The 18,244-nt window shown below is 70.6% G+C and carries 15 protein-coding genes; 10 read left to right on the top strand and 5 right to left on the bottom strand.

Annotated features, from left to right (window positions below):
- Window positions 1-98 precede the first annotated feature (98 nt).
- On the bottom strand, window positions 99-842 hold the full coding sequence (locus O1R50_RS10275) for a M23 family metallopeptidase (protein WP_270109919.1): 744 nt from the start codon (window positions 840-842) through the stop codon (window positions 99-101).
- 420 nt (window positions 843-1,262) lie between these two features.
- On the opposite strand from O1R50_RS10275, the gene O1R50_RS10270 reads away from it, so the two are divergent.
- Window positions 1,263-2,882 (top strand): ABC-F family ATP-binding cassette domain-containing protein, encoded by a 1,620-nt coding sequence (locus tag O1R50_RS10270; protein ID WP_270109918.1) that lies wholly within the window; start codon window positions 1,263-1,265, stop codon window positions 2,880-2,882.
- Between the two features lie 187 nt (window positions 2,883-3,069).
- Here the strand turns inward: O1R50_RS10270 and O1R50_RS10265 are convergent, their stop codons facing one another.
- Window positions 3,070-4,332 (bottom strand): hypothetical protein, encoded by a 1,263-nt coding sequence (locus O1R50_RS10265; protein ID WP_270109917.1) that lies wholly within the window; start codon window positions 4,330-4,332, stop codon window positions 3,070-3,072.
- 104 nt (window positions 4,333-4,436) lie between these two features.
- Between O1R50_RS10265 and O1R50_RS10260 the strand changes: the two genes are divergently transcribed.
- The 3 genes from O1R50_RS10260 (at window position 4,437) to O1R50_RS10250 (ending at window position 7,081) form a co-directional block, all read left to right on the top strand.
- A complete protein-coding gene (locus O1R50_RS10260; protein WP_270109916.1) occupies window positions 4,437-4,703 on the top strand; it encodes a helix-turn-helix domain-containing protein in 267 nt (88 codons plus the stop codon).
- Between the two features lie 149 nt (window positions 4,704-4,852).
- Window positions 4,853-6,727, top strand: coding sequence for an ABC transporter ATP-binding protein (locus O1R50_RS10255; protein WP_270109915.1), 1,875 nt, complete (start codon window positions 4,853-4,855; stop codon window positions 6,725-6,727).
- Window positions 6,728-6,877: 150 nt separating this feature from the next.
- A complete protein-coding gene (locus tag O1R50_RS10250) occupies window positions 6,878-7,081 on the top strand; it encodes a cold-shock protein (RefSeq protein WP_270109914.1) in 204 nt (67 codons plus the stop codon).
- Window positions 7,082-7,146: 65 nt separating this feature from the next.
- On the opposite strand, the gene O1R50_RS10245 is transcribed toward O1R50_RS10250, so the two are convergent.
- Together O1R50_RS10245 and O1R50_RS10240 are read right to left on the bottom strand one after the other, a co-directional pair.
- Window positions 7,147-8,301, bottom strand: a complete 1,155-nt coding sequence (locus O1R50_RS10245; RefSeq protein ID WP_270109913.1) for a TolB-like translocation protein — start codon at window positions 8,299-8,301, stop codon at window positions 7,147-7,149.
- Window positions 8,294-8,905, bottom strand: coding sequence for a SigE family RNA polymerase sigma factor (locus O1R50_RS10240; RefSeq protein WP_270109912.1), 612 nt, complete (start codon window positions 8,903-8,905; stop codon window positions 8,294-8,296). Before O1R50_RS10240 ends, O1R50_RS10245 begins: the two co-directional genes overlap by 8 nt.
- 171 nt (window positions 8,906-9,076) lie before the next feature.
- Between O1R50_RS10240 and O1R50_RS10235 the strand changes: the two genes are divergently transcribed.
- The 5 genes from O1R50_RS10235 to O1R50_RS10215 all read left to right on the top strand — a co-directional run bounded on the left by O1R50_RS10235 (window position 9,077) and on the right by O1R50_RS10215 (window position 17,019).
- The gene (locus O1R50_RS10235; RefSeq protein ID WP_270109911.1) at window positions 9,077-10,099 is read left to right on the top strand and encodes a GNAT family N-acetyltransferase; all 1,023 of its coding nucleotides are present in this window, start codon (window positions 9,077-9,079) and stop codon (window positions 10,097-10,099) included.
- Complete coding sequence (locus tag O1R50_RS10230; protein WP_270109910.1) at window positions 10,099-11,118, top strand: GNAT family N-acetyltransferase; 1,020 nt, start codon at window positions 10,099-10,101, stop codon at window positions 11,116-11,118. The genes O1R50_RS10235 and O1R50_RS10230 overlap by 1 nt, the downstream gene beginning before the upstream one ends.
- 126 nt (window positions 11,119-11,244) lie before the next feature.
- Entirely contained in the window at window positions 11,245-12,270 is a 1,026-nt protein-coding gene (locus O1R50_RS10225; RefSeq protein WP_270109909.1) for a GNAT family N-acetyltransferase, read from the top strand.
- A gap of 240 nt (window positions 12,271-12,510) precedes the next feature.
- Window positions 12,511-14,622 carry a DEAD/DEAH box helicase gene (locus tag O1R50_RS10220; protein WP_270109908.1) on the top strand — a complete coding sequence of 704 codons (2,112 nt, stop codon included), beginning with the start codon at window positions 12,511-12,513 and terminating at the stop codon, window positions 14,620-14,622.
- 363 nt (window positions 14,623-14,985) lie between these two features.
- Entirely contained in the window at window positions 14,986-17,019 is a 2,034-nt protein-coding gene (locus O1R50_RS10215) for an Hsp70 family protein (RefSeq protein WP_270109907.1), read from the top strand.
- Window positions 17,020-17,029: 10 nt separating this feature from the next.
- Here O1R50_RS10215 and soxR read toward each other — a convergent pair whose 3' ends face one another.
- A complete protein-coding gene (gene soxR, locus O1R50_RS10210) occupies window positions 17,030-17,485 on the bottom strand; it encodes a redox-sensitive transcriptional activator SoxR (protein ID WP_270109906.1) in 456 nt (151 codons plus the stop codon).
- 59 nt (window positions 17,486-17,544) lie between these two features.
- Between soxR and O1R50_RS10205 the strand changes: the two genes are divergently transcribed.
- Window positions 17,545-18,219, top strand: a complete 675-nt coding sequence (locus tag O1R50_RS10205; protein ID WP_270109905.1) for a transketolase — start codon at window positions 17,545-17,547, stop codon at window positions 18,217-18,219.
- Window positions 18,220-18,244: the final 25 nt, after the last annotated feature.

Raw genomic sequence — 18,244 nt, 5'->3', positions numbered from 1 at the left:
GGGGGAGATGCTGTGCATCGACACGGCTCGCAAGCTTCGCCGTGGCCCCGGGGCCGCCGTCTATTCACTTGTAAGGAGAGAGAAAAGCCGTCTCGGCGTCAGCCGACGTCGACGCCGTGCTCCTCGAGCCAGGCGAGCGAGTCGACCTTCTCGCCGTTGATGAGCACCTCGAAGTGCAGGTGCGGGCCGGTCGAGCCGCCGGTGTTCCCGGAGAGGATGATCGTGTCGCCCTTGGAGACCTTGTCGCCGACGCTGACGGGGATCTCGGAGGCGTGCGCGTACCGGGTCTCGATGCCGTCGCCGTGGTCGACGTAGACCACGTTGCCGTAGCCGCCGGCCTCGTAGCCGACGTACGTCACGGTGCCGTCGCCGACCACCGGGATCTTGTCGCCCTCCCAGTTGGCGAAGTCCGTGCCGCCGTGCAGCCTGCCGTCGCGCATCCCGTAGTAGGACGTGATGGCCGCTTCAGAAGGCGCCATCCACGGGTTCGCGGCCTCGGCGGCCTTAGCGGCGGCCTCGGCAGCGGCGCGCTCGGCCTCTTCAGCGGCCACACGGGCCGCTTCCTCGGCGGCGGCCTGCTCAGCGGCCTCCTTCGCGGCCTTCTCGGCAGCGACGCGCTTCGCCTCCTCGGCAGCGGCCTGCTCGGCCTTCTCGCGGGCGGCCTGCTCGGCCACCCACTTGGTCTCCATCCCGCTCAGGACGGTGTCGACCTGCCATTCGGATTGGACGACCGTGTCGTTCTGCTGCTGCTCGGCCTCCGCGGCCTGCGCCGCGGCGTTGTGCCCCGAAAGGGCGGCGAGTCCGGAGCCCACGAGGATCGCGGCGGCGAGCCCTGCGTTCACGAAACGCCAACTGTGACGTTCGCGACGGATGCGGCGGCGCCGAAGCACGGCCCGAAGGCGGCGGCTGGTCATTTCTCTGCCAGCGGATTCGCTGGTGTCGTCATGTTTGCCCATAGCGCGTGGAAACGTAACAGACCCGATTTGGACAACAAGCCCATGACCAGGCGATACAACGCCCGAACTGGTCCTCTTGCGGCAGAGGTCGGCACCCCGGGGCGGCCGTGCCTCCCCCGAACGGAGGAGGTCGAACACGGAATGTGACCGCGCGCATCCTCATGGTGGCACCGGTTATATCGGCATGACCGTGACGTACGACGCCGCCTAAACTTGGAAAGTCTGCGGCAGCGTCGCCAAGTTGGACCTTGCCCGCCACCGCCCGGTCGCCGACCTCCGGCCGCCATCGCCTGAAGGAGTCCCCACATGATCACTGCCACCGGTCTCGAGCTGCGCGCCGGGTCGCGCATCCTCCTGTCCGGGGCCGATCTGCGGATCCAGCCCGGCGACAGGATCGGCCTCGTCGGACGCAACGGCGCCGGCAAGACCACCACCATGAACGTCCTCGCGGGGCTCACCCAGCCCTACGCCGGCAAGATCGAGAACAGCGGCCCCTTCGGGTACCTCCCGCAGGACCCGCGCTTCGCCGACCTCACGCAGACCGCCGCCAACCGCGTCCTCTCCGCCCGCGGCCTCGACCAGCTCCTGTCCGACCTGGCCAAGACCGAGGCCGCACTCGCCGAGGTCGCCGACGACGCCAAACGCGACAAGCTCGTCAACCGCTACTCCCGCCTCGAAGAGCAGTTCTCGGCCCGCGGCGGCTACCAGGCCGAATCCGAGGCCGCCCGCATCTGCTCCAAGCTCGGCCTCGAAGACCGCATCCTCGCCCAGCCGCTCGAGACCCTCTCCGGCGGCCAGCGCCGACGCGTCGAACTCGCCCGCATCCTCTTCTCCGACGACGGCGACGGCATCCTCCTCCTCGACGAGCCCACCAACCACCTCGACGCCGACTCCATCAACTGGCTCCGCGGCTTCCTCGCCAACCACAAGGGCGGCCTGGTCCTCATCACCCACGACGTCGAGCTCCTCGACGAAGTCGTCAACACCGTGTGGTTCCTCGACCCGACCCGCTCGGTCATCGACAGCTACAACCTCGGCTGGACCGCCTACCAGCGCCAGAGGGCCGAAGACGCCGAACGCCGCCGCCGCGAGCGCGCCAACGCCGAGAAGAAGGCCGCCACCCTCACCAAGCAGGCCGCCAAACTCGGCGCGAAGGCCACCAAGGCCAAGGCCGCCAAGGGCATGATCCGCCGCGCCGAGGAGATGCTCGACAACCTCGAAGAGGACCTGCTGCAGGAGAAGGTCGCCGACGTGCGCCTCCCGCAGCCCGCCCCGTGCGGCAAGGTCCCGCTCACCGCCTCGGGCCTCTCGAAGTCCTACGGATCGCTCGAGATCTTCACCGGTGTCGACCTCGCCATCGACCGCGGCTCCCGCGTCGTCATCCTCGGCCTCAACGGCGCCGGCAAGACCACGCTGCTGCGGATGCTCGCCGGAACCCTCGAACCCGACACCGGCCAGGTCGAACCCGGCTACGGACTGCGCATCGGCTACTTCGCGCAGGAGCACGACACCCTCGACCACACCGGCACCGTGCTCGAGCAGATGCAGTCCGCCGCCTCCGACTCCGGCGCGGACCTGCCCGACGCCGACCTGCGGAAGATCCTCGGCGCGTTCCTCTTCCCCGGCGACGACGTGCACAAGCCCGTGCACGTGCTCTCCGGCGGCGAGAAGACGCGGCTGGCGCTGGCGAGCCTGGTGTGCTCGGGCGCGAACGTGCTGCTGCTCGACGAGCCCACGAACAACCTCGACCCGGCGAGCCGCCAGCAGGTGCTCGACGCGGTCGACGGCTTCAGCGGCGCGATCGTGATGGTGACGCACGACCCGGGCGCGGTGCAGGCCCTGCGGCCCGAGCGCGCGATCCTGCTCCCCGACGGCGACGAGGACCTGTGGTCCGATGATCTGATGGAGCTCGTCGAGCTGGCGTAAGCGCCGGCCTCGCGATCCAGGCGGCATCGCCGCCCGCACGCTCGGGTGACACGGGGGCCTTGCGGCCCCCGTCCTGTCGTACCCGGGCGGGACGCTGGGCCGCAGTCCTTCCCCCCAGTGGCGGGTGGGGACGGGGGTCCGTGGGACCGCCGCTCGATCGCGGCCTCGACTCAGCCCGAGGCCGGGCTCATCCTGAATACATGAGCACGATCGCCGCGCAGGCGCCAGCTCCGGCGGTCACCAGCGGCACTCGTACCGACCGCATGCGCGGCTCGCCGAGCCTCCCGGTCTCCTGCGAGCGGTAGTGCTTAGGGGCCGTCGCCGCCACGATCAGCCACGGGCACAAGGCGATCCAGCCGTACTCGGGCTGCTCGGGATTCGATCCGCTCAGCGGCGCGATCATCAGCGCCATCAGCGGCCCGATCATGAGCGGCCACGCCGTGCTCGATCCGAAGCGCCGCAGGCTCTCGATGATCGCCGGGCCGCACGCCACGCACACCAGTGCGGGCATGAGCGCGAGCCACCACAGCTGCCCCGGGTGCGCCGCGATCTCGCCGATCGCCGCGTTGTAGGTGTCCACGAGCCCGTACGGCCACGAGTTCCCCAGGGTCGCAGCCAGTCCCAGCACCGTGAGCGTCGCAGCGGCGGCGGCGAGGATCTGGGCGGACCGGCGCCGGGCGAAGAAGATGCAGAGCAGCGAGACCGCGAACCACGCTGCCCCGTAGGAGAGCAGCGCGGCGATGCCCAGCAGGCCGCCCGCGGCCGCCGCGCCCCAGAACGCGTCCGCGCCCCGGACCTTCCGCTCCGAGACGACCGCGCCGCACGCGAGCACGGCCGCGCAGGCCGCCGCCGAGATCCCGTCGATGCCCAAGGTGGTCCAGGCCGCCCACGGACCGAGGATGAGCACCGGCGAGAGCGACCGCGCCGCAACGGGTCCGGCCACCGACTTGACCGCGACGAGCGTCAGCGGCACCGACAGGCACGAGATCGCGATCACCGTGATCGCCAGGCCCGCCTGCGAGCCGGTGTACGAGACCAGGAGCGCGATCGCCTGCCGCGCACCGGCAGTCGCGGTCGTCATCGTCGTGGGGTCCACATTGGTGTGCAATGCGGCCGACCAGGTGATCGAGGCCAGGTACGAGAGCACCAGCAGCGTGTTCCAGGACATGCGGGCCGCCGCGGGCCGCGAGGCCGCCGCGAGCACGGCCGCGGCCGTCAGCGGCGCGACCACCATGCCCGCGGTGACGTGGAACTGGAGGTTCTGCGCCGGCCACCAGGGGAGTGTCGACGGACCGACCACTTCGGAGGTCTCGACCGCGACCGAAGCGAGCGTCAAGGTGGCCACCAGCAGGGTGAGCCAGATGGCGATGTCGCGCAGCCGCCCGTGGCGCTGCCGGGCCGGGGCGAGGGCGTCGACCCGGTCGGTGAATGAGCTCTGCGGTGCGGTCACGTTACGAAACTATCGGGTATCCGACACAAGCGACCGCCGGGCGAGAAAACTCCGGCAAACTTCACAACGCACCTTCATTACCCTCCGTGCATAGGAAAGGACACATGGCACCAGAGGTTCCACCCCGCAGCAGTGGTGTTCCCGGCCTCCCCGCGGCCGAGTCCGCCAGGACCGACCCGAACCGGCAGGTGAGGGGCATTGAACGCCGCGAGCTCACCGAGTTCGTGAGCGTCGAGTACGAGAAGGGCAAGAGCATCCGGGACATCGCCTCAACCATAGGGCGCTCCTACGGCTTCGTGCACCGGCTCCTGGCCGAGTCCGGCACCGAGCTCCGGACCCGCGGAGGGGCCAGGAAAGGCCCGCGGAAATAAACTCGGCGGGGCCCGGCGTTGACGGTGTCGACTAGACAGCAGCTCAAGCTCCAGCCCAAGCCCACCCGCTCCGCCTTGCAGGCAGACGACGAGCGCGGCCCCAGAACGATCTTGGGCAATACCTGCACACAGGAGGCCCAGTGTCATCGATGGGACCTGCCGGATGGGACGCCATGCGCTCCATGCGGCGCGCTGACGACCTCAAGGGCGTCAAGCTCTCCCGCGGCGTGAAGCGCCGCATCCTCCGCTTCGCGAGGCCGTACCGGCGCGACATCGGCTTCTTCATCGGACTCGTGACGCTCATCGCCGCGATCGGCGTCGCCACCCCGGTGCTCGCCGGCGACATCGTCAACGAGCTCACCGGCGCGAACGGCACGCAGCGCGGCGTCGTCACGATCGCCGCGATCATCGCCGGGCTCGCCGCGGTCGAGGGGCTCCTCAACCTCGCGATGCGCTGGTACGGCGCGAAGCTCGGCGAGGGCATCATCTTCGACCTGCGGCGGGTCGTGTTCGACCACGTGCAGTCGATGCCCGTGGCGTTCTTCACCCGCTCGCAGACCGGCGCGCTCGTCTCGCGCCTGAACAATGACGTGATGGGCGCCCAGCGGGCCTTCACGAGCACCCTCTCGGGGCTCGTCTCGAACGGCATCGCCGTCGCGCTCATCATCGGCGTCATGTTCTTCCAGTCCTGGCAGATCACGCTGCTCTCGCTCGTGCTGGTGCCGGTGTTCCTGGTGCCCGCCAAGTGGGTCGGCCGCAAGCTCGCGGCGCTCACGAAGGAGGGCTTCGACCTGAACGCGGCCATGAACACCCAGATGGCCGAGCGGTTCAACGTGGGCGGCGCGATGCTCGTGAAGCTCTTCGGCCGCCCCGCCACCGAGTCCTCGGCCTTCGCCGACAAGGCCGACCGGGTGCGCGGCATCGGCATCACCACCGCGATGTACGCCCGCACGTTCATCGTCGCGCTCACCCTCGTCGCGGGCCTCTCGCAGGCCCTCGCGTACGGGCTCGGCGGCGCGCTCGTGTTCGCCGGGCAGCTCAGCCCCGGCACCGTCGTCACCCTGGCCCTGCTGCTCACCCGCCTGTACGGTCCGCTCACCGCCCTGTCGAACGTGCGCGTCGACGTGATGAGCGCGCTCGTCAGCTTCCAGCGCGTCTTCGAGGTCCTCGACCTCCAGCCGCTCATCCGCGAGAAGGACGACGCCCGCGAGCTCCCGGCGGGCGCCGCCTCGGTCAGCTTCCGCGACGTGCGGTTCCGCTACCCCGGCGCCGACGAGGTCTCGCTCGCGAGCCTGGAGGACCTGGCCCGGCCCGACCGCTCGGACAGCGGCCGCCAGATCCTCGACGGCGTCTCCTTCGACGTCGCGCCGGGCGAGCTCGTGGCCCTTGTCGGCCACTCCGGCGCCGGGAAGACCACCACGGCGACCCTGGTGCCGCGCCTCTACGACGTCACCGAAGGCGCGGTCGAGGTCGGCGGCGTCGACGTGCGCGACCTCAAGGCCGCCTCGCTCGCCGCCCACATCGGCATGGTCACCCAGGACGCGCACCTGTTCCACGACACCGTGCGCGAGAACCTCGCCTACGCCCGGCCCGAGGCCACCGACGAGCAGATCTGGGAGGCGCTCGACCGCGCCCAGATCGGCGACACCGTGCGCTGCCTCGAATCGGGGCTCGACACCGTCGTGGGCGAGCGCGGCTACCGGTTCTCCGGCGGCGAGAAGCAGCGCCTCGCGATCGCGCGGGTCCTGCTCAAGGCCCCGCCGATCGTGATCCTCGACGAGGCCACCGCGCACCTCGACTCCGAGTCCGAGGCGGCCGTCCAGCGCGCCCTCGACTCGGCCCTCGAAGGCCGCACGTCCCTGGTCATCGCCCACCGCCTCTCGACGGTGCGGCGGGCCGACAAGATCGTGGTCCTCGAGGAGGGGAAGGTCGCCGAGTCCGGCACCCACGACGAACTCGTGGACCGCGGCGGCCTGTACGCCGAGCTGTACAAGACCCAATTCGAGGGAGCCGGAGTATTGTAGGGTGCAGAAGCCGGTTCGGAGTATTCTTCGCCGAAGTGGTGAAAGGCCAGCAATGGCAGCACAGACAGGCCGCGCCGCCGCAGGTCGCCCCGGGTTTCCGGAGCGGGTGAACGGCAGGTCTGGAGATCAACATCGCAAGGAAACGCAGTAATGGCGCAAGGCACTGTTAAGTGGTTTAACTCCGACAAGGGCTTCGGCTTCATCGCTCCCGATGGAGAAGGCCCCGACATCTTCGTCCACTTCACCGCGATCACCGGCAGCGGCTACCGCTCGCTGGAGGAGAACCAGCGGGTCGAGTTCGATGTGGAGCAGGGCAAGAAGGGTCCGCAGGCCGCCAACCTGCGCGCGCTCTAAGCCGATAGCCGAAGCCGCTGCCCTTCCAAGTGGAGGACAGCGGCTTCTGTGGTACCTCGGGCCGATCAGCCGACGTAGTAGCCCCGCAGGATCGTCCCCCCCGAGCTCTGCCCTGGGAGCGTCCGCGTGTCCGCGACGTTCCCTTCGGTGTCCACCAGGGACAGCACGATCTGGCCGTACTGGTCGTCGCAGACGATCATCCACCCGTTCGCCAGGAACACCACGTTCGGGTTGTCCGCCTCCACCGGCAGTTCCAGTTCATCGCCCGTCGCGGTGTCCACGAAGCGGTCGCAGCGGTTCGCCTGGGTGTGGCCCGGCTGCGCCGTCTCGGCGTCGTCGTACTGCAGGCACGCCCGGCTCAGGTCGGCGGAGACCGAGGACAGGCCCGTGAACTCCTCGTCCGCGTTCCAGGCCGCGGCGCCCTCCAGTTCGACCCGGCCGCTCCCGTCCGGCCGCATCGCGACCGAGCCGTCAGCGCTCACCAGGTACTCGCCGTCGGCGGACCAGCGCGGCGAGCAGCCGACCTCCTCGGGAACCTCGGACGAAGCCGCGCCCGTCGCCACATCGAGCAGGTACGTCCCGGTGGACTCGGCGTCGGCCATGTTGAGCACCACCCGGTCCGAATCGGGGGACCAGGACGGGAAGCACTGCACGGTGAAGACCGGCACCCCGTCGATCTTGTCGCCGGTGAGCGTCGCCAGCGTCCCAGCGCACTCCGAAGCGCCCCCGACCGCGAAGCGGCTCCCGTCCGGCGCCAGGTAGTACTCGCCGCCCTCGCCCATGACCGGGGACGGCTCCTCGCCCTCGAACCGCACCAAGGCCGGATCGGCCGAAGCGCCGTCCTGGCGCACCTCGAACACCAGTCCGTCGGGGAGCGCGTCCAGGTCGCCCATCGAATCCGAAGGCCCCCAGCCGGTCCAGCCGTCGGGCACACCGCACGTCTCGTGGCCCTCGGTCCCGGTGGGCGTCACCTCCTGCGGCGTGGTCGCCGCATCGGTCGGGTCGATCGCAGGGGGCGGTTCCTCGACCCCGTCGCGGTCGACGATCGCGGCCGTGGCTCCACCGGCCATGGCCAGGCCCGCGACCACCGCGACCGCGACCGCGGCGAAACGCCGCCGCCCGATCGACCGGGCCCGCCGGTACGCGCCCGCCGCGAGGTCCCGGGAAGGCCCGTCGTCACCTGCGATGCCTTGCAGCACTTCACGGATCGAGTCAGGCATTGGCCTCTCCCCTCACGTTCGCGAATTCGGACTCCCAGCGCGCGAGATGCGTGCCCGGGTCGCCGCCGATCACCAGCTCGGGGAAGCCGTTCCGCAGCCGCCGCAGGCCCCGCTGGACGCGGGCGCGCAAGGTGGTGACCGGACAGTCCAGGATCGCCGCGGCCGACGCCTCGGTCTGGTCTTCGAAGTAGCGCAGCACGATCGCGGCGCGCTGCGTCGCCGGCAGCGACAGCAGCGCCGCGTGCACCGCGAGGCGCAACGCGGTGTCGGGCTCCTCGTCCGGACGCTCGGGCACGGCCTCGGTCGCGACCTCCGCGACCTTCTTGCGCCGCCAGCGGCTCACATGCAGGTGGTACATCGTGCGCCGCGTGTACGCCTCGGCGTTCGCGGTGCGGTGCAGGCGCTTCCACGAACGCCAGGTGCGCGCCAGCGCGTCCTGCACCAGGTCCTCGGCGAGCCCGCGGTCGCCCGTGAGCAGGTACGCGGAGGCGTACAGCGCGCCGGACCGGGCGCGCACGAAATCCTCGAACTCGCTCTGCTTGGTGGCCGCCCGCAACGGCGGCGGCCCCGGTGGTTCCCCTGGGGGGACAGTCGATCCGCTCACGGTCGGTTCCGTTTCTGTCGGGAGCATGCGGTGGAGATACCTGCTAAGACGGGAAAGCGGGCACCGGTCCGCATCCTACGAACGGTCATCCACACCTGACCGAACGGACAGGGGCCGGGCATCCACCGATATCGGATTGAGACCCTGCCTCCCACCCGGCACACTGTTCCAGTGAAAATCATCGAATTCAGCGCCGCAGACCCCGAACTCATCGCACAGGCCTTCGCCGTCTCCACCGCCGCCCACCGCGCGGACACCCCCGAGAACCCCGCGCCCGTCGAGCGCTTCTTCACGACCCTCTTCACCCACGCCTTCCCCGGCCGCGAGAACTACTGGTTCGCCTGCGTCGAGGACGGCACCCTCCTCGGCCACACCCGGGCCACCTTCTTCACCGACGAGAACCGCGAACTCGCGATGCTCCGCTTCGGCGCCGTCCACCCCGACCACCGCGACCGCGGCGTCGGCACCGCCCTCCTCGACCACGTCGAACGCTTCAGCGCCGAGCACGGCCGCACCACCGTCCTCACCAGCGCCCCGGTCTACTGGGAGAACGGCCCCGCGCGCGACGAGCGCTTCGCGCGCCTCCTCGAAGACCGCGACTACAGCAAGGCCCTCACCACCGTCAACCGCCGCAGCCCCGTCGACCCCCTCGGTCCCGAACGCGAGGCCGAGCAGTACGCGAAGGCGCTGGCCGCCGCCGGCGACGCCTACGAGGTGCGCCAGTGGATCGGCGCCGTTCCCGACGACCTCCTCGACACCATGTGCCGCATGGAGACCATGATCATCAGCGAGATCCCCCTGGGGGAGATCGAGATGGAGGTCGAGCACGTGACCCCCGAGAAGCTCCGCGGCCGCGAGGCCGTCTACGCGGCCGAGGGCCGGATCATCGCCCACTCCGTCGCGCTCGACCGCACCGGCGAGATCGTCGCGTGGACCGAGGTCGGCGTCGACGAAGGCGGCTACCGCGACGCCCATCAGGCCATCACCATCGTCGACCCGGCCCACCGCGGCCACCGGCTCGGCCTGCTCCTCAAGCTCGCCAACCTCCGCCAGATCCGCGAGCGCTTCCCGCACGTCGAGTACATCTGGACGGACAACGCCGATGTCAACGCCCCGATGATCGCCATCAACGAGCTCCTCAACTACACCACTGTGGACGCCAGCGCCGAGTACCAGAAGAAGCTGGGGGACTGATGAGCGAGATCCGCCGCATCCTCCCCGCCGAGCGGGAGCTCCTGCTGCAGGTCCACGAGGTCTTCGAGGCCGTGCGCGCCGCCGAGACCCCCGAACTCGCCCCCGTCCCCGCGGAGCGCTACGCCGGGGCGCTCGAGCACCCGCCGCCGAACTCCGAGCTCCAATGCCGCGCCGCCGTCGAGGACGGCAAGGTCCTCGGCCAGCTATGGATCTACCTGCCGCACAAGGAGAACACGCACTACGTCGAGGCCGAGCTGGCCGTCCGCCCGGACCACCGCCGCCGCGGCGCCGGCACCGCCCTCCTCGAGCACCTCCTGCGGTTCGCCCGGGACGAGCACCGCAGCGAACTCGTCGTGACCGTCCGCACCGCCGTCGACGGGGGCCCGAGCCGCCCCGACACCGGTGCGAGGTTCCTCGAGAAGCGCGGCTTCACGTCCGCGCTCACCGAAATCCACCGCAACCTCGAACTCGGCGACCTCGACCAGACGACCGAATCCCGCCTCTGGGACGAGTCGATCACCGCCGCCGCCGACTACGAACTCGTCTCCTGGATCGGCCGCTGCCCCGAGCAGTACGTCGAAGGTCTGGGCCGCATCGACTCCCAGATCTTCGCCGAGATCCCGCTCGGCGACCTCGACCTGCGCCCCCGCACGGTCGACGCCGACTTCGTGCGCACCCGTGAGGACCGCGCCGAAGCGCAGGGCCACACCCTGGTCCGCACCATCGCCGTCCACCGCGCCACCGGCGAGGTCGCCGCCAACACCGTCATCTACGTCCACGCGGGCGAGGAGCACGCCGGCCAGGCCATCACCATCGTCGACCCCGCCCACCGAGGCCACCGCCTCGGCCTGCTCGCCAAGATCGCCAACCTCCGCCAACTGCGCGAGCACCACCCAGGCGTCACCACCATCTGGACCGGCAACGCCGACACGAACGCCAACATGGTCGCCATCAACGACCGGCTCGGCTTCCGCCCCGTCGACGCGCTCGTCTCCTACAAGCGCAAACTCGACGCCTGACCGGACCGCCCGTGCCGGACCCGCACCGGCACGGGCTGCCCCCCGCGTCGCCCGCCGGCGCCCGATCCGCGTCCCGGAACCGAAATTCGGTTGCCGCGCCGCACAGCCGGTGTCCACACTGACGACATGGAAATCATCGAACTCGACCCCGCGGACGGCGACCTCGTCTCCGGCGCATTCGACGTCATGCGCGCCACCCACGCGGCCGACACCCCCGAGAACCCGGCCCCGCACCGGGCCACCTTCATCGCCGGCCTGAGCTACCCGCCGCCGGACGAGGACGAGGCCCACTTCGTCGCCGTCGAAGACGGCCAGGTCGTCGCCCTGCTCGGCATCGGCCTGCCCAACCGCGCGAACCTGCACTTCGGCTGGGCCTGGATCAACGTCCACCCCGACCACCGCCGCAAGGGCATCGGCTCGGCCCTCGTGGACCGCTTCGTCGCGTACGCGCGCGAGCGCGGCCGCACCGAACTCACCCTCGACACCCATATGAGCTGGGAAGGCGGTCTCGAACGCTCCAAGGCCGGGCAGCTGTTCAGCGAGAAGCACGGCTTCAAGCTCGCCCTCACCTGGATCAACCGCCGCTGCGCCGTGGACGCCCTCGACGCCGGCACCGAGCAGGCCCTCCTCGAGAAGGCCCAGGCCGCCGCCGGCGACGAGTACGAGATCATCTCGTGGATCGGGCGCACCCCCGAGGAACTCGTCGAGACGATGGCCCGCATCGACTCCACGATCCTCGCAGAAGTCCCGCTCGGCGACCTCGAACTCGAACCCGAGACCGTCGACGCGGAACTGAAGAACGCCAAGGCCGACCGCAGCGAGGCCATGGGCATGAAGACGGTCCAGACCGTCGCCCGCTACCGCGGCAGCGGCGAGGTCGTCGCCAACACGTGCGTGTTCATCCACGACGACGGCGAGTTCCCGGACGCCTACCAGGGCATCACGATCGTCGACAAGGACCACCGCGGCCACCGCCTCGGCCTGCTCCTCAAGATCGTCAACCTGCGGCTCGTGCGCGAGAACTTCCCGCACATCCGTGCGATCTGGACGGACAACGCCGACGTCAACGCCCCGATGATCGACATCAACGTCACCCTCGGGTACGAGATCGTCGACGCCGGGGGCGAATTCCAGCGCAAGTTCGAGGCCTGACCCGACCGGCGCCGGTCCGCGAAAGGCCGTTCCGCAAGAAGACGCGGCCTCGAAATGGTGTCTCTAGGCACAAGCCGACCGTGAAGGTAGCGAGTCTCCTCCACGGTCGGCTATTGTTCATAGCTGGCCCTCTTAGTGGCCCGATCAGGCGCGTCCCGCCCCATCACCGTCGGCTCATGGTGAACCAAATCTCCGCGGAACGTGCGTCACTTACGAAGTCGTTCTCGCGGAAGGCGAACTATGACCCTTGACAAAACTGTGCCGGATGCTGCCATCAGTCAATCCGACATCGCACTCGAAACCCCCGAAACCACCGAAGCGCCGGCCGTCGAAGCCGCTGCCGTGACCGAGGCCCCGGCCGAGACCACGGTCGAGACCAGCGTCGACGACACCGCCCAGGCCGCTGCCGCGGACACGGCCCCCGCCGATGACTTCACCGTCGAGGCCGACGAGGTCCCGGTCTACACCGGCCCGTCCTTCGACGAACTCGGCCTGCCCGAGAAGATCACCGCCGCGCTGGCCGAGCAGGGCATCATCACGCCCTTCCCGATCCAGGCCGCGACGATCCCGGACGCCCTCGCCGGACGCGACATCCTCGGCCGAGGCCAGACCGGCTCGGGCAAGACCCTGGCCTTCGGCCTGCCGACCCTGTCGCGCCTCGCCGCCGGCGGCCGCACCCGGGCCAAGCGCCCCCGCGCGATCATCATGACCCCGACCCGCGAACTGGCCATCCAGGTCGCCGAGTCGCTGCAGACCTTCGGCGACGCCGTCGGCATCGACATGAAGGTCGTCTGCGGCGGCACCGCGTTCAACCGCCAGATCGACGCGCTTCGCAGCGGAGTCGACATGCTCGTCGCCACCCCGGGCCGCCTGCGCGACCTGATCCGCCGCGGCGAGTGCTCGCTCGAGGACGTCGAACTGGCGATCCTCGACGAGGCCGACCAGATGGCCGACATGGGCTTCCTGCCGGAGGTCGAAGAGCTGTTCGACCAGCTGCCCAAGGGCGGCCAGCGGATGCTGTTCTCGGCCACGCTGGAAGAGGAGATCGACGTCCTCGTCCGCAAGTACCTGTCCGAGCCCGTCGTCCACTCGGTCGACCCGCCGGCCGGTTCGGTCACCACCATGACCCACCACCTGATGCTCATCGGCCCGCGCGACAAGGCCACGATGACCGCCGCCGTCGCGTCCCGTCCGGGCCTGACGATGGTGTTCGTGCGCACGCAGCTCGCCGTCGACCGCATCGCCGAGGAGCTGCGCGAGGCCGGCGTCAACGCCGAGGGCCTCCACGGCGGCATGTCGCAGGTCGACCGCTCGAAGGTCCTGGACCGCTTCAAGAACGGGCGGCTGGACGCGCTGGTCTGCACCGACGTCGCGGCCCGCGGCATCCACGTGGACGGCGTCGACATGGTCCTCCACGTCGACCCGCCGAAGACCCACAAGGACTACCTGCACCGCGCCGGCCGCACCGCGCGCGCCGGGCAGTCCGGGCATGTGGCGACCCTGGTGCTGCCGCACCAGAACCGCAGCATGTTCAGCCTCATCGAGCGCGCCGGCGTCGAGGCCCAGCGCCACTACGTCAACGACAACTTCGACGAAGAGCTCACCAAGCTCATGGGCGCCCGGAACTTCACCGACCTGCGCGCGGTCTCGGCCGAGCACCAGGCGGCGCGCAGCGACGAAGAGGTCAAGCGCCTCGAGCGCCAGATCGAGCGTCTGAAGGAGGACGCCGAGGGCCTGCGCACCGAGGCGGCCCGTCTGCGCGAGCAGGCCGAGCGCGAGATCCTCGACCCGCCGAAGCGCCGCGACCGCGATGACCGCGGCCCGCGCCGCGAGCGCGACGACCGCGGTGGCGGCGAGCGTCGCGGCGGCTACGGCGAACGCCGTGGCGGCAGCGGTGGCGGTGGCTACCGGGGCAACCGCGAGGGCGGCTCCGGCGGCGGCTACCGGGGCAACCGCGAAGGCGGCTCCGGCGGCGGCTACCGCGGCAACCGCGAAGGCGGCTCCGGCGGCGGCTACCAGGGCAACCGCGAGGGCGGTTACCGGGGCAACCGCGAAGGCGGCTCCGGCGGCGGCTACCGCGGCAACCGCGAAGGCGGCTCCGGCGGCGGCTATGGCGGCGGCGAGCGTCGCAGCTATGGCGACCGCGACAACCGCGGCGGCGGCTTCCGAGGCGGCGACAACCGCAGCGGCGGTTACGGAGGCGGCGAGCGTCGCAGCTACGGCGACCGCGACAACCGCGGCGGCGGCGGCTTCCGCAGCGACGACCGCGGCACCCGTGGCGGTTTCCGCGGCGACGACCGCGGCGAGCGCGGCGGCTTCCGAGGCGACCGCGAGCGTCGCGACCGCTGGTAAGCACCGAAGCGCCGGTCAGCACTGACTGAGCAAGCGGCCCTGGGGGAATGCATTCCCCCAGGGCCGCTTTCGCATCCCGGAACGGCTTGACGGCGGCCGGCCGGTCGAGGCGTCAGGCTGTCGCCGAGCGCCGCGGCGGGCATAGGGGATGCCCCTTACCCGCCCGCTGTCCGCCTCCGACCAACCGAAAAGGACCAACCTCCCACACCGGTCCGACAATCCGCGAGGCGCGACTGCCGCTCGCATCGAGGAGAGGTCGCGTTCTCACCCGATCGCCTTGCCGCCGAAAGCGACCGATCCGCTCGTCGCCGCGCCCGAGTACGCTGGTGCGGACCCGATCCGCCCCTCCCCAGAAAGCTCGGCATGGACTCCGCCCCTCGAACGGCAGCCGCGCTCGGCATCGACTTCGGCACCCACCACACGGTCGCCACCGTCCTGCGCGACGACGGCCGCCGCCACCAGCTGCTCTTCGAAGGCACGCCACTCCTGCCTTCAGGGATATATATCGACTACGAGGCATCCATTCTCGTGGGACGCGACGCCGCCCGAGAAGGCCGCCGCCGTCCCGAGCGCTACGAACGCAACCCGAAGCTGCGCCTCGACGCCGCGACGATCCTCCTGGGCGACAAGGAGGTCCCCGTCCGCGATGCCGTCGCGGCAGTCCTGCGCCGGGCCATCGCCGACTGCGGCACCGCCGCGGGGGTGCCCCGGTCGGTCACCGTGACCGTCCCCGCCGGTTGGGGCCCGGCCCGGCGCCACATCATCGCCGACGCCGCCGCCAGCGCCGGAGCGGTGTCCCCGGTCCTCCTGCCCGAACCCGTCGCCGCCGCCCGCTACTTCGCGAACCTCCTCGGCCACGACCTCGCGCCCGGCCAGACCCTCGTCGTCTTCGACCTCGGCGCGGGCACCTTCGACGCGAGTGCCGTGGCGCGCACCGACACCGGCTTCGACGTGCTCGCCGTGGACGGCTCCGACCGCATCGGCGGGCACTACCTCGATCAGGCCCTCGTCGACTATCTCGGCGGGCGCTTCGCCGGGTCCGAGGAGCGCGCCGAGCAGTGGGCCGGGCTCCTCGACCCCGATGCCGGGCCGGAGCGGCTGCGCCAGCGCTTCGCGCTCTATGACGAGGTGCGCGAAGCGAAAGAGCGCCTGTCGCGCCATACCAGCACCGAGATCGCGGTGCCCGGCTTCCCGATCGAGGAACTGCTCACGCGCGCCGAGCTCGACCTGCTGGCCCGGCCGCTCCTGTCCCAGGCGGTCGCGATCACCCGGGCCGTGATCCGCGAGGCCGGGAAGGCGCCCGAGGAGCTCGCAGGCGTGTTCATGGTCGGCGGCGCGAGCCGGATGCCTTTGGCCGCCACCATGATCCACCAGGGCCTCGGTGTCGCTCCGACCCTCATCGAACAGCCCGAGCTGGTCGTCAGCGAAGGCGCCGTGGCGATCCACGCTCCGGCACCGCGCACGCCCGCCGCGCCGCTGGCGCCGGTCACCCCCGCGGCCGCAGCGCCCCACGCCCCGAGCTCGCCGCAGCCGCCCGCTCCGAGCGCCCTCACTCCCGGAGCGGTCCAAGGCCCGCCGACGGCACCGCTGACCGGCGTCCTGCCGCCACCCGCGCCCCGGCCGGTCAAGCGGTCCCCGCGGCCGTTCACCATCTTCGTCATCGCCCTGCTCATCGCCCTCATCATCGGAGCGGTCCTCTCGGAGCTCCTGAACCGCGACGACGACTCCAACGGGACGGGCGGCGAGGAGCCGGACGGCACCGGCGAGGTGCACGCCGAATCCGATGCCGCACAGACCGATGCAGTGCTCCCGGCCTGGCCGGGAGAAGTCGACGAGGTCGCCTCCGGGGTCTCCTCGCTCACCGTCACGACCGACGCCGACCCCGAGTCGACCGGCTGCCGGGTCGACTACACCGGCGCCAGCGATCAGGGCAGCCTCGAAGACGTGTCGTGCGCCGAGTTCACCCTCGAGGGCCTCAACGCCTCGGACACGTACATGTTCTCGATCCACAGCCCCGCGACGGATATCGATCCGGTGACAGGTACCGGCGACACGACCACTGTCGTGGGAACCGTTTACTGGGACTGCCCGCAAATGCGCACATACTGCCAGAACCAAGGTGGCAGGCCCGGCATTCGCGGCGCCGCGGATGATCCGGACGCGATCGACTACGCCGACGTCGGCGAGCAGTTCGAGCTCGCCTGCTTCGCCGAAGCAGAGACCATCGACCCGAGCGGCTGGGAGGACGAGGGCTTCTGGGACTACCACCCCGGCAAGGCCGCCTCGAACCTCATGGTCGAAGTGGAGCTCGCCGAGGGCCGCGGCTTCATCCCGTTCGTGTGGCTCGTGATCGACCCCCGCAACCTGAACTCCCTCGGCGGCCTGGCCGAATGCTGAACCGCCGCACCTAGCCGGCCTTGAAGCCGAGCCGCGGCCCCGCGCCCTCATCGGCCCGCGCGTCAGCCAGGTTGTAGATCGCGCACTTGCTGATCGAGAGGCAGCCGCAGCCGATGCACTCGTCGAGCTCCTCCTGGAGGTTCCGCAGTTGGGCGATGCGGTCCTCGATGCGCCGACTCCATGAGGAGGAGAGCCGCTGCCAGTCGGCGCGGTCCGGGATCCGCCCGTCGGGCAGCCGGTCCAGGGACGCCTTGATCTCCTCAAGGGACAAACCGATCGACCGGGCCGCCCGGATGAACGCGACGCGGCGCAGCTCGGCGCGGCGGTAGCGGCGCTGGTTCCCGCCCGTGCGCACAGCGTGGATCAGGCCGAGCGATTCGTAGTAGCGCAACGCCGAAGCCGTGACGCCGGCGCGGGCGGCGAAGTCGCCGATGGTCAGCATCGTCGCCGGATCATGAGAAGTCATGTGGCCCTGCTCACTTCGATCTTTACTTCAAGTCGACTTGAAGTTACATGATCGCAGGCGTGAACGACACCATCGAACAAGTACGAGCGCTCGCGCACCGCACCGTGACCGATGTGCGCTACCCGATCGTCAAGACCTATACGCTCGACCCGATCTGGGTCCTCTACGACCGGGTCCTGCGCATCGACCCGCAGCGGCCCGACGACCCGGCCCGGGACCGCTTCCTGCTCTCGAAGGGCCACGGCCCCAGCGCCTTCTACGCGGTCCTCGCCGCCAAGGGCTTCTTCCCCGTCGAATGGCTCGACCACGTCGCCGCCCTCGAATCGCCGCTCGGCTCCCACCCCGACGCGACCCTCGTCCCCGGCGTCGAGATGTCCGCCGGGTCCCTCGGCCACGGCCTGCCGCTCGGCGTCGGTACCGCACACGGCCTGCGCGCCACCGGCTTCCCCGACTCGCGCGTCTTCGTGCTCGTCGGCGACGCCGAACTCGACGAGGGGTCGAACCACGAGGCGATCGCGTACGCCGGGGCCGCCGGCCTCGCGAACCTCGACGTGATCGTCGCCGACAACGGCTCGGCCTCCCACGGCTGGAACGGCGGCATCGCGTCCCGCTTCGAAGTGAACGGCTGGAGCGCCGCCACTGTCGACGCGAGCGACCACGAGGCCCTGTACCGCTCCTTCACCACCGACCACCCCGACCGGCCGCACGTCACCGTCGCCGTCCACCGCCCCTGAACTGGAGAAGACCGATGGTGTTCAT

Origin of the sequence: Glycomyces luteolus, assembly GCF_027622875.1 — a bacterium.
Classification (GTDB): domain Bacteria; phylum Actinomycetota; class Actinomycetes; order Mycobacteriales; family Micromonosporaceae; genus Glycomyces; species Glycomyces luteolus.
The sequence above is the reverse complement of the archived record's forward strand: the minus strand, read 5'-3'. Positions and strand labels throughout refer to the sequence as shown.